Source organism: Glaciihabitans sp. INWT7 (assembly GCF_014217685.1).
Classification (GTDB): domain Bacteria; phylum Actinomycetota; class Actinomycetes; order Actinomycetales; family Microbacteriaceae; genus Lacisediminihabitans.
This window is the reverse complement of the sequence record NZ_CP043653.1, coordinates 343,472-355,389: the sequence shown is the minus strand read 5'-3', so window position 1 is coordinate 355,389 and position 11,918 is coordinate 343,472. Positions and strand designations below refer to the sequence as shown.

The window sequence follows — 11,918 nt, the reverse complement described above, 5'->3', positions numbered from 1 at the left end:
CGGCGGCCGCTCTCGGCGAGGACTATACCCCGGCTATGAACCGGGTATGCATGTGTCTCAGCTGGTGGTGGCGCGCTCGAGAGCGCCCCGCACATCGTCGAGAAGGTCGTCGACACCTTCGATTCCCACCGATAACCGCACCAGGTTCTCCGGCACAGCGAGCGCCGTCCCCCGCACCGAGGCGTGGGTCATCTCCGTCGGGTACCCGATCAGCGACTCGACTCCCCCGAGCGATTCGGCCAGCTGGAACAGCTCGGTCGACTCGGCGAAGCGTCGGGCGGCCGTTGGCCCGCCGACGAGCTGCACCGAGAGCATCCCGCCGAATCCCCGCATCTGGCGAGCGGCGAGCTCGTGGCCGGGATGGTCGGACAGGCCCGGGTAGTAGACACGCTCGATCGCCGGGTGACCGACCAGCGCTTCCGCTATCGCCTGTGCGTTCGCGGAGTGGCGGTCCATGCGCACGGCGAGCGTCTTGATGCCGCGAACGGTGAGCCACGCATCCATGGGCCCGGAGACCGGACCGATGGCGAACTGCAGGAAGCCGAGCTTCTCGGCGAGTTCATCGTCGTTGAGCACGACGGCGCCGCCGAGCACATCCGAGTGGCCGCCGAGATACTTCGTCGTCGAGTGGGTGACGACGTCGGCCCCGAAGGCGAGCGGGTTCTGCAGATAGGGAGATGCGAAGGTGTTGTCCACGACGACGATGACCCCCGCGGCGTGCCCGATCTCCACGAGAGCCGTGATGTCGCTGATCTTCATCATCGGGTTGCTCGGGGTCTCCACCCAGAGCACGCGGGTGTTCGGACGGATCGACGCGCGAACGGCGTCGAGATCCGTCATCTCCACGGTGTCGAGTTCGATGCCCCAGGGCACGAAGACACGGTTGACCAGCCGATGGGTTCCGCCATAGACGTCATTGCCCATGATCACGTGGTCGCCCGGCACGAGGATCGAGCGCAGGAGCGTGTCTTCGCCGGCGAGACCGGAGGAGAAACTGAAACCGTGCTTCGCCCCCTCGAGGTCGGCGACGAGGTGCTGGAGGGAATCCCGGGTGGGGTTGGCGCTTCTGGCGTATTCGTAGCCCCCGCGCAGTTCGCCGATGCTCTCCTGTACGAACGTGGAGGTCTGGTAGATCGGCGGGATGACCGAGCCGGTGGTGGGGTCGAAGGCCTGGCCCGAATGGATGGCGCGGGTGGAGAAGTCGGTCACGATGGTCTTTTCTGTGGCGGGGTCAGTCGGAGAGGAACGTGAGCAGATCGTGCCGTGTGACGACAGCGACGGGCTTGCCGTCCTCGGTCACGAGCAGTGCATCCGCTTTGCCGAAGGCAGTGCGTGCGGAGGTCACCGATTCGTGCACACCGATCAAACCCAGCGGGGCTCCGATAAATTTCCCCACCGGGTCGGTCATGCTCGCATCGCCGCTGAAAACCTGCTCGAGCAGGCTCTTCTCTTCGATCGCCCCGACGACCTCGCCGATGACGACAGGCGGCTCGGCCGACAGCACGGGCAGCTGGGAGACGCCGTATTTCGTCATGATCTGGATGGCGTCGCGCACGGTGTCGGAGGGATGCACGTGCACGAGGGCCGGGAGGGAGCCGCTCTTGTGGCCGACGACATCGCCCACCGTCTTCTCGTCGGAGACCTGCGTGAAGCCGTAGGACTGCATCCATTTCTCGCTGAAGACCTTATTGAGATAGCCGCGGCCGCCGTCCGGAAGCAGGATCACCATCACCGCGTCGGCCGGGAGCGTACGAGCGGCCTTGAGGGCGGATGCCACGGCCATGCCGCTCGACCCTCCCACGAGCAGTCCCTCCTCGCGGGCAAGACGTCGCGTCATGTCGAAGGACTCGGCATCGGAGGAGGCGATGATCTCGTCCACCACAGAACCGTCGTAGGCCTCGGGCCAGAAGTCCTCTCCCACACCCTCGACGAGGTAGGGACGACCGGTGCCGCCGGAGTAGACCGAGCCCTCCGGATCGGCCCCGATGATGGTGACAGCGCCGTTCGAGACCTCCTTGAGGTACTTGCCCACACCGCTGATCGTGCCACCGGTGCCGACGCCGGCGACGAAGTGGGTGATCTCGCCCTCGGTATCGCGCCAGACCTCCGGGCCGGTGGTCTCATAGTGGCTCAGTGGGCCGTTGGGATTCGAGTACTGGTTGGGCTTGAACGCCCCAGGGATCTCGCGGGCCAGCCGATCCGAGACCGAGTAGTAAGACTCCGGGCTGTCTGGAGCCACGGCGGTCGGAGTGACGACGATCTCTGCGCCATACGCCAGAAGCACGTTGCGTTTCTCCTCGCCCACCTTGTCTGGCAGCACGAAGACGCACCGGTACCCCCGCTGCTGGGCCACGAGCGCGAGCCCGATGCCGGTGTTGCCAGAGGTCGGTTCGACGATCGTGCCACCGGGCTTCAGCAGCCCCTCGCGTTCCGCCGCGTCGATGATGCGGGTGGCGATGCGGTCCTTGGACGACCCACCGGGGTTGAGGTACTCCACCTTCACAAGCACGGTGGCGGCGATGCCTTCCGTCACCCGGTTGAGCTTCACGAGAGGGGTATTGCCGACGAGGTCGATCACGGTGTTGGCGAACTTCATAGTGCCGCCAATCTACCAGCGGGCCTCAGGGGGTTTCCGGCGCATTCGCCGCCCGAGACATCCTCCGCTCCCCCGCGAGACGGGGGGGGGAGAGGGGCGCCCCAGCCCTCAGATCTGCGAAACCTGCTGCGCGTAGAGACGGGCGTACACGCCACCCTGGGCCGTGAGCTCGGCATGGGTGCCGTGCTCCACGATGCGGCCGGCGTCGACCACGAAGATCACATCGGCCGACACGATGGTCGAAAGGCGGTGCGCGATCGCGATCGTGGTGCGGCCAGCGGAGGCGGTGTCGAGCGCGTCCTGCACGATCCGTTCGGAGAGGGAATCGAGCGCACTGGTGGCCTCATCGAGGATGAGCACCCGCGGATCTTTGAGCAGCACGCGCGCGATGGCGATCCGCTGCTTCTCCCCTCCGCTCAGGCGATAGCCTCGCTCACCGACTACCGTGTCGTAGCCGAGCGGGAACGATGCAATGGTGTCGTGGATGTTCGCGGCCCTGGCCGCCTGCTGGAGCTCGGCATCCGTCGCTCCCGGCTTCGCGTAGCGGAGGTTCTCCGCGATCGTCGCGTGGAACAGATAGGTCTCCTGGCTGACGATTCCGATGTTGGCCACCAGCGAGTCCTGCTCGAGCTGGCGCACGTCATCCCCGGCGAAGAGGATGCGCCCGCCGGTCACCTCGTGGAAGCGGGGAATCAGGTACGACACTGTGGTCTTGCCCGCCCCGGACGGCCCGACGAAAGCGGCGAACTGACCCGGTTCGATGGTGAAGGACACGCCCTTGAGGGTGGGAGGCGTGCCGTCTCCGGAGTCGGGGTAGGCGAAGACCACGTCGTCGAATTCGACTCGACCGAGACGCGCCGGGTCCACGGGGTGGGCGTTCGGGGCATCCGAGATCGCGGGGTGCAGGTCGAGGTACTCGAAGATGCGGGCGAACAGGGCCTGGGAGGTCTGCAGGTCGAGTGCCACGCGCATGAGTCCCAGCAGCGGCCACATGAGCCGGGCCTGCACTGTGGTGAATGCGACGATCGTGCCCGCGGTCACCGCCACGTTCTGGAAGAGCAGCCAGGCGGCACAGATGTAGATGACCGCAGGGATGATGGCGAGGAAGATCTGCACCATCGCGAAGAACCACTGGCCGCTCATCTGCTCGCGCACCTGCAGCCGGATCTGGTTGTCGTTCTCGTCGCTGTACCGTGCGACCTCCGTGCCCTGCTGGTTGAAGCTCTTGGCCAGCAGAATGCCCGACACCGACAGGGTCTCCTGCGTGATGGCGGTCATGTCGCTGAGCGACTCCTGGGTCTTGGTCGCGATCTTGGCGCGCACCCGCCCGACCCGGCGCTGGGCGATCACCAGGATCGGCATGAGGATCACGGCCACGATGGTGAGCTGCCACGACAGCACCAGCATGCTCACGAATGCCGCCGCGACGGTGACCGTGTTTCCCAGCACGCTCGCAACGGTGTTGGTGAGCACGCTCGAGACCCCGCCGACGTCGTTCTGCAGGCGGGACTGGATGATGCCGGTCTTGGTGCGGGTGAAGAACGCCAGTTCCATCTTCTGGAGGTGCCCGAACAGTCGCACCCGAAGCGCTCCCATCACGCGGTTGCCGACGGTCGCGGTGAGGAAGGTCTGCCAGACGCCGAGCCCCGCAGAGGAGACGTAGATCACGATCATCAGGCCGACGATCTCGAGCAGCACCGGCACATCAGGGCGACCGGAGGCCGGGAACAGGCCGACATCGAAGGCCTGGCGGGTGAGCAGTGGGGGCAGAACCGAGAGCCCGGCACTGATGATGGCGAGTACGGCCGTGACCGCAAGCGCGCGGCGGTGCGGCTGGAACAGCTGCGCGATGCGGGCGAGCAGGTCCGGGATGCGCGGCGCGTCCGCGTTCTCGGCCTTTTGCGCATCCGGATCGGAACCGCTGATGCGCGTGCGCTGCTTACCCATCCGCCCCACTGGGGTACTACCGCCGTGCATTCCGCTCACTCGCTCACTTTACGCACCGATGGCGACACTGCCGCTGTGGATTCGCCGCCAGCGGAATGCCGCGGCGCGTCGGGGCGACCGAGGCGACTCGTGCCAGACGGCGCAGAGTCTTGCGGCGGGAGTCGTCACTCCCGCCGCAAGCGCGTGCACCTGCCACGGTCTCGAAGGAGGCCGTCGGCAAGCGGAGCCTCAGCCCTTCGTGCTCCCCGCGAGCAGGCCGCGCACGAAGAACCGCTGCAGTGCGAAGAACACGATGAGCGGAACGAGGATGGAGATGAACGCACCAGAGGTGAGCAGCTGCCAGTCCTGGCCGCGTCCACCGGTGATCTCGGCGAGCAGCTTCGTCATCGGAGCGACCTCACCGTCGGCGAACACCAGGGCGACCAGCAGGTCGTTCCAGACCCAGAGGAACTGGAAGATCGCGATCGACGCGATGGCCGGCATGGTGAGCGGAAGCACGATGCGGAAGAAGATCTGGCCATGCCCCGCGCCATCCACTCGCGCCGCCTCGATCAGTTCTGCCGGAAGCTCCGCGATGAAGTTGTGGAGCAGGAAGATCACGAGCGGGAGCCCGAAGATCGTGTGGGCGATCCACACCTGGGTGTACGAGCCGCTCGCGTTGAGCCCGGCGAAGAGCTGCACGCCCCCGATGTTGAGGCCTCGGGAGAAGAGGCTGAGCAGCGGAACGAGAGCCATCTGCAGCGGAACGATCTGCAGAGCGAACACCCCGATGAACATCCAGTTCTTGCCCTTGAAGTTCATCCACGCGAAGCCATACGCCGCGAGGCTCGCGAGCGTGAGCGGGATGAGCGTGGCCGGAAGCGTGATCGCGATCGAGTTGATGAAGGCCTGCCCGAGGTTCAGCTGGCTGTTGCCGGCCTTCAGAACCTGCGAATAGTTGTCGAAGGTGAACCCGGGATTCTGGAAGATGGTCCACCAGCCCGTGGTGTTGATGAGGGCGGCCGGACGGATCGAGGAGATGAACAGCCCGAAGGTGGGGACGGTCCAGAGCAGCGCGATGATCAGGGACGCGATCGTCGCGCCGCGACTGGTCAGGCGCTTCTTGGTGCGCTTGGTGACGCTGCGTTCCGCGGTGCGTTCGCCGGCACCGAGCTGTCGCTTGGTCGCGACGTCGATCGGCACATCGATGGGTGAGACGGCGCTCATCGGATCTCCCTCTGCTTCTGAATCTGCCGTGCGTTGTAGACGACGATGGGTAAGACCAGCACGAAGAGCACCAGCGCGAAGGCCGCTGAGCGGCCGTTCTCGAATCCCTTCCACTGCGTGTACATCTCGTTGGCGATGACGCTCGTGCTGTTGGCGCCGGCCGTCATGGTCCGCACGATGTCGAACACCTTCAGGGAGGCGATCGAGATCGTGGTGAGCACGACGATGAGGGATGAGCGGATGCCGGGCACAGTCACGTTGATGAACCGCTCCCAGGCGTTCGTCCCGTCCAGCTCTGCGGCCTCCAACTGCTCCGTCGGCACGCCCTTGATAGCTGCCGAAAGCACGACCATCGCGAATCCGGTCTGGATCCAGACGAGTACGACGATCAGGAACAGGGTGTTCCAGGGCGAATTCGCCACGAAGTCGGTCGGCTGGCCACCGAAGAGCACCACGATCTGGTTGAGCAGACCGATCTGGTTCTGCCCGGCCGGCCTGGCCGTGTAGACGAACTTCCAGATGATCGACGCGCCGACGAAGGAGATCGCCATCGGCATGAAGACCAGGATCTTGAAGAACTTCTCACCGCGTGACTTGTCGATGAACACCGCATAGGCGAGACCGATCGCTGTCGAGAATGCCGGGACGATGAGCACCCAGATGATCGTGTTCAGCACGACCCGGATGCCGGTGGGCTGGGTGAAGATCCAGACGAAGTTCTCGAAGCCGATGAACCGGTTGCCGCGGTTATTCTGGAATGCGGCGATCGCGGTGAGGATCGTCGGGTAGACGAGGCCGATCAGCAGCAGGATCAGCGCCGGGGCGAGGAATCCGACCAGCTGGAAGAGGTAGCCCGCTCCCTGCTTCGACCGGTAGTCGAGGAGGAAGAAGACCCCGCCGAGAACCGCGGCGACAGCGGCGGCCCAGGCTACGGATCCGAGGAAGACGAATATCGCCAGCGGCGCGAGGACGCAGACCGCGAGACGGATGATCGTGTAACGACGTCCAGATCGCGGAGCGATCTCGACGAAGAACAGGATGACGGCGACGACGACGACGAACGCGCCGACGACGAGGGGGATCTGAGCTAACGCGGGAAGCGTGGAGATCCAGTTGAAGAAATCTGACATTGTGCCCTTTCGAGTACGGCGGTGGACTCATGAGCGTGCATATGTATTAGACACCGGAGCTATGGGGCGCGGAAAGGCCGACAAAGAGTTTTCTCTGCCGGCCTTTCGCGCTGGGTACTACCTAGATGACGAGAACTGCTATTTGGACGGCCACGACGCGTCGATGGTCTTCAAGACCTCGTCCGTCGACTTGCCGTTGATCCAGTCGACCATTCCGGTCCAGAACGAACCAGCACCGACCACACCGGGCATCAGGTCTGATGCGTCGAAGCGGAAGGTGGTCTTCGGGTCCTGAAGCGTCTTGATGGCTTCCTGCAGGATCGGGCTCGACGCGTTGGCCGGGTCGAGTCCCTTGTTGGCGCTGATCACACCACCGAGCTTGACGCGGCTGTTCGCCCAGTCACCGCTCGACAGATAAGCCTGCACCTTCTTGGTGTCTGCGTCGTTGGAGAACGCGGCAACCATCTCGCCACCACCGGTGACGGCCGGGCCTGCACTGGCATCGATCGGCGGAGTGATGAAGGCCCAGACCTGCTTGTCCGGTCCGACAGTCGCGTTGCCGTTCTTCGGGTCCTGGATGAACCCGTCGAAGAAGGATGCCTGGTGGGTCATTGCGCACTGGCCGTTTCCGATGACCCGGGCAACATCGCCGAACGGCGTGGAGTTGATCGACTTGACGTCACCAAGACCCGCGTTCACGTACTTCGGGTTGAGGAGGATGTCCCCGACCGAGTCGAAGGCCTTCTTGATGGCGGGATCGGTGAAGGGGATCGTGTGGTTGACCCACTTGTCGTAGGTCGCCGCACCGGCCTGGCGGAGAACGAGGTCTTCCACCCAGTCCGTTCCGGGCCATCCCGTTGCTGCATCCGATCCGAAGCCGGCGCACCACGGTGCGGTGCCGGTCTTCTCCTGGATGGTCTTGGTCAGGGTGAGGAGCTCGTCCCACGTCTTGGGAACTTCAACGCCCCACTCGGCGAACTTCGCCGGGGAGTACCAGATGAAGCCCTTGACGCTCGCCATGAGCGGCGACGCGTAGAGCGTGCCGCCGGAGGAGGCGTAGCCGGCCCAGTCCTTCGACCAGTTCTTCTTCACGTTGGCCGCTGCTTCAGTGGGCTCCGGCTGGATGTAGTCACGCGAGGCGAGGTCCTTGAGGAGGCCTGGCTGCGGGAAGATCGCGATGTCGGGAGCGTTACCACCCTGTGCACGAACGCTGATCTGCGTCTCGAACTCCTTGGAGCCCTCGTACTTGATGGTGATCTTGTTCTTCTTCTCCCAGTCCGCCCAGGACTTCTGCAGGAGCTCTGCCTCGGTGTCGACGATCGTGCCGTAGATGGTCACGACTCCGTCGGCCTTGCCGGCGTCGCCGGGGCCCTTGGAGGAGGTATCGGTTCCCCCGCCGGACGATGAGCAGCCCGCGAGTGCGAGGCCGGCGATCGTGAAGAACACGATCGGTGCGGTGATGCGGCGATGGAGTTTCTTGCTGTGTGCTGCGCTGCGGAGCAGGGTGGGACTCATGTGACTCCTCCTCGTTGAGGGTTGGGATTGGGCCATACGGGTGGATCCAGTCCGCTTCGAGATCGACGCTCGGACGCTCGCCATGGGGAACCGGTTCCATTGGACAAGGTACGGGCGATGGGATCGTTATGCAAGCGCTTGTTCCGTGCTAGAACCTAACGTTTTAGTCACGCTCTCCTCGAAGCCCGTCATTACAGGGATCGAGCGTGGGAGCGCACCCATGGAAATGTGGTGCGTTTCCCACAACGGCACCTGTGTGCATAGGATGAGCCATCGCTCGTCAATGTTGTCGAATTCGAGGTCCTCTTGAGCGCAATCGCTGATGTCGCTCGCCTCGCTGGCGTGTCGAAGTCCACGGCGTCGCGCGCGCTCAGCGGCAACGGCTATGTCTCGGAAGAGACGCGCACTCGCGTCGAGCACGCCGCGGCCGAGATCGGCTTCGTGCCGTCATCCATCGCCTCTGGGCTCGCGACCGGCCTCACCCGCACCGTCGGGGTCGTCATCCCCTTCGTCAACCGCTGGTTCTTCGCCGAGGTGCTCGAAGGAATCGAGAGTGCGCTGATCACGGCGGGCTACGACCTCACGCTCTATCAGCTGCACGACGACCCCGTGCGACGACAGCGGGTGTTCGACTACTTCCTCGCGCGCAAACGGGTGGATGCCGTGATCGCCATCGGCATCTCGCTCAGCGCCCACGAGGTGCGATCGCTGAAGGGTCTCGGCAAACCCATTGTGGGGATCGGAGGGGAGATACCGGCGATCTCGACCCTGAGCATCGACGACGAGGCCGCGACCCAGTTTCTCACCGAGCACCTGGTGAGCCTCGGTCACACGCGCATCATGCATCTCGGCGGAGATCAGAACCACCAGATGGATTTCGCCGTCCACTCCCGGCGCCTGGCCGGTGTGCGCCGGGCTCTCGCTGCCGCGGGACTGTCTCATCCCGACGACTTTCGCGCCGTGCCCTATTCGATTCCGGGGGGCTATTCCGGGGCGCTCGCGGTGCTCTCCAACCCCGCCACGCGACCGACGGCGATCGTCGCGGGCTGCGATGAGATCGCGATCGGGGTGATCCTCGCCGCGCGCCAGCTCGGGATCGCCGTGCCTGCGCAGCTGTCGGTCGTGGGAATCGACGGGCACAACCTCGCCGAGATGTTCGGGCTCACGACCCTCGAGCAGCACCCGGGGGAGCAGGGCGCGCATGCCGTTCAGCTGATCCTCGAACGACTGGGACCGGAAGCCGCACTCGCGGTCGACGAGCGGATCGGGGTAGCGATCGACTTCGTTGTGCGCCGCAGCACGACCGCCCCGCCCCACTGATCCTGAAGCGCCGCTCGCATCCGGCAGCGCGACACCGGTGAGGGGCGCCCTCTCGTCGAGGGCACCCATCGCGGGCTGTCTGTGTGCACGGTGGTCGTGTCCCCTCCCGCGGAGAACCTGCTGTGGAGCATCCGCCGCGAGGCTGGTTTCTCGAGATCATCCGTGTGCTGGCCAGAGGGTAAGGCTGTCCAGAATGAAGATTTCGTGGGGTACAAAAAGATTTCTGTGCGGTGCGCAGGCCCAAGGATACGGCCCTTACGAGTCCTCATTATGGTGGACACCGCGAGAAACCGCAACTACGCTCACTTATGCGGATCTTGGTTGCCGCGGCACGAAGAACGGCCCCCGTGTGCGCCTCGAGGGCGGGCACGGGGGCCGTCGCTATCCTGCTCCGGAGAACGCCGCGCGGGGCGTCATCCGGGGATGACTACTTGAGGGTGACGGTGGCGCCGGCCTCTTCGAGCTGAGCCTTGGCCTTCTCGGCGGTCTCCTTGTTGACACCCTCGAGCACGACGCCGGGGGCGTTGTCCACGACGGCCTTGGCCTCGCCGAGGCCGAGGCTCGTGAGGGCACGGACCTCCTTGATGACCTGGATCTTCTTGTCACCGATCGACTCGAGGACGACGTCGAAGGAATCCTTCTCCTCGACCTCTTCGACGACGGCAGCAGCGCCACCGGCAGCGGCAGCCGCGACGGGGGCGGCAGCGGTGACCTCGAAGACCTCTTCGAACTTCTTGACGAACTCGCTGAGCTCAATGAGCGTGAGCTCCTTGAATGCTTCGATGAGGTCGTCGCCTGAAAGCTTTGCCATGATTTTTCTCCTTGTTGTTTCGTGTTTAAGCCGCACTGTCTAATCCGGTGAGGGAATTAGGAGGCGGAATCCTGCTTCTCGCGCAGCGCGTCGACCGTGCGAACGGCCTTGGCGAGCGGTGCGTTGAACATGTAGGCAGCACCGAACAGCGAAGCCTTGAAGGCGCCGGCCAGTTTGCCCAGCAGCACCTCTCGGGTCTCGAGATCGGCGAGCTTGATGACCTCTGCCGGCGTGAGGGGGTTACCGTCGAAGTAACCTCCCTTGATCACGAGCAGGGGGTTTGCCTTGGCGAAGTCGCGAAGACCCTTCGCAACGGTGACCGGGTCGCCGTGTACGAATGCGATTGCGGACGGACCGACGAGGTCCTCGTCGAATGACGAGATCCCCGCGTTGTTGGCCGCAATCTTGGTCAGCGTGTTCTTCACCACGGCATACGTGGCGTGCTCACTGAGGGTGGTGCGCAGCGTCTTCAGCTGAGCAACAGTGAGCCCGCGGTACTCGGTGAGCAGTACGGCGGTCGAGTCGCGGAACTTGTCCGTGAGCTCGGCAACCGAAGCTTCCTTGTTCGCCATGTGGCTCCTAGGTGGATTGGTGGTGCATTATGTCTTCGACCTGGACCGCGGCGCATTAAACGCAAAAGGCTCCGGCGCAAGCGCACGGAGCAAAACCCGGAAGGGACTTCTCAATACACCTGCGCAGGTTTTCGTCGCATCCGCTACAGATGTTTCGAACCTTCGATCGGGGCTACTCATCATTGCTGAATCGCGGCACACCGATAACCGGCGGTCTTTGGCTCTGTTCAGAGTACGGGATGTGTCGGGTCGGTGCAAGTCACGGGGTGGTAGCCCCATGGCCGGGCGGACGCGGGGGGCGGTCTCGGTGCGGGCGGGGCGGTCGCGGTGCGGCGGGGCGGTCGCGATGCGGGCGTGGCCCGGGGCCGCGGTCGCGGTGCGGCGGGGCGACCGCGCGCCGCGTGGGCGGCGCGCGGGCGGCGCGGTCGCCTCGCGGTCGCGCCGCGCGTGGTGGCGTGGTCAAGGCGCGGGCGCCGACCTCGACCTGGCGACCCGTCAAATTCGGCTGACCCATCGGTCCCTGGCAGCAGTCTGTGACGGATGGACGCGCTTCGCAGGGCGCCGTGGCTGGGTGGCGAACGACATCCCGGGGCACCCCGGCGAAACGGCGCTCCGCCGGGGCCCACCCGTCACATACGGCTGGCCCGGTCCCCCGACAGGGCAGTTTCTGACGGTCGGGCGCCTCCGAAGGGAACATTCGGCAACGTACGCCCAGCGGGACACTTTGGCCAAGTGGCCGCACCTCCCCGGGGCACCTCGTCGATAGCCCCGCCCCCGCCCGTCACATACGGCTGGCCCGGTCCTCTGAGAAAGCTCTTTCT

9 protein-coding genes are annotated in these 11,918 nt (G+C 65.0%); 1 reads left to right on the top strand and 8 read right to left on the bottom strand.

Going from position 1 to position 11,918, the window contains the following annotated elements; translation table 11 throughout:
• Window positions 1–57: 57 nt before the first annotated feature.
• The 6 genes from F1C58_RS01805 to F1C58_RS01780 form a co-directional block, all read right to left on the bottom strand.
• A complete protein-coding gene (locus F1C58_RS01805; protein ID WP_370543680.1) occupies window positions 58–1,209 on the bottom strand; it encodes a cystathionine gamma-synthase in 1,152 nt (383 codons plus the stop codon).
• 22 nt (window positions 1,210–1,231) lie between these two features.
• Window positions 1,232–2,596, bottom strand: coding sequence for a cystathionine beta-synthase (locus F1C58_RS01800; RefSeq protein WP_185202331.1), 1,365 nt, complete (start codon window positions 2,594–2,596; stop codon window positions 1,232–1,234).
• A 108-nt stretch (window positions 2,597–2,704) separates the two neighbouring features.
• A complete protein-coding gene (locus F1C58_RS01795) occupies window positions 2,705–4,543 on the bottom strand; it encodes an ABC transporter ATP-binding protein (protein WP_185202330.1) in 1,839 nt (612 codons plus the stop codon).
• A 228-nt stretch (window positions 4,544–4,771) separates the two neighbouring features.
• Window positions 4,772–5,749, bottom strand: a complete 978-nt coding sequence (locus tag F1C58_RS01790) for a carbohydrate ABC transporter permease (RefSeq protein WP_185202329.1) — start codon at window positions 5,747–5,749, stop codon at window positions 4,772–4,774.
• Entirely contained in the window at window positions 5,746–6,879 is a 1,134-nt protein-coding gene (locus tag F1C58_RS01785) for a carbohydrate ABC transporter permease (protein WP_185202328.1), read from the bottom strand. The genes F1C58_RS01790 and F1C58_RS01785 overlap by 4 nt, the downstream gene beginning before the upstream one ends.
• 138 nt (window positions 6,880–7,017) lie before the next feature.
• Window positions 7,018–8,394 (bottom strand): ABC transporter substrate-binding protein, encoded by a 1,377-nt coding sequence (locus F1C58_RS01780; protein WP_185202327.1) that lies wholly within the window; start codon window positions 8,392–8,394, stop codon window positions 7,018–7,020.
• Window positions 8,395–8,700: 306 nt separating this feature from the next.
• Here F1C58_RS01780 and F1C58_RS01775 point away from each other — a divergent pair, with 306 nt between their 5' ends.
• On the top strand, window positions 8,701–9,714 hold the full coding sequence (locus F1C58_RS01775; RefSeq protein ID WP_185202326.1) for a LacI family DNA-binding transcriptional regulator: 1,014 nt from the start codon (window positions 8,701–8,703) through the stop codon (window positions 9,712–9,714).
• A gap of 427 nt (window positions 9,715–10,141) precedes the next feature.
• On the opposite strand, the gene rplL is transcribed toward F1C58_RS01775, so the two are convergent.
• Both rplL and rplJ read right to left on the bottom strand, forming a co-directional pair.
• Window positions 10,142–10,525: a 50S ribosomal protein L7/L12 gene (gene rplL, locus F1C58_RS01770; RefSeq protein ID WP_185202325.1), complete on the bottom strand. Its 384-nt coding sequence runs from the start codon at window positions 10,523–10,525 to the stop codon at window positions 10,142–10,144.
• Between the two features lie 56 nt (window positions 10,526–10,581).
• Complete coding sequence (gene rplJ / locus F1C58_RS01765; protein WP_185202324.1) at window positions 10,582–11,097, bottom strand: 50S ribosomal protein L10; 516 nt, start codon at window positions 11,095–11,097, stop codon at window positions 10,582–10,584.
• Between the last annotated feature and the right edge of the window lie 821 nt (window positions 11,098–11,918).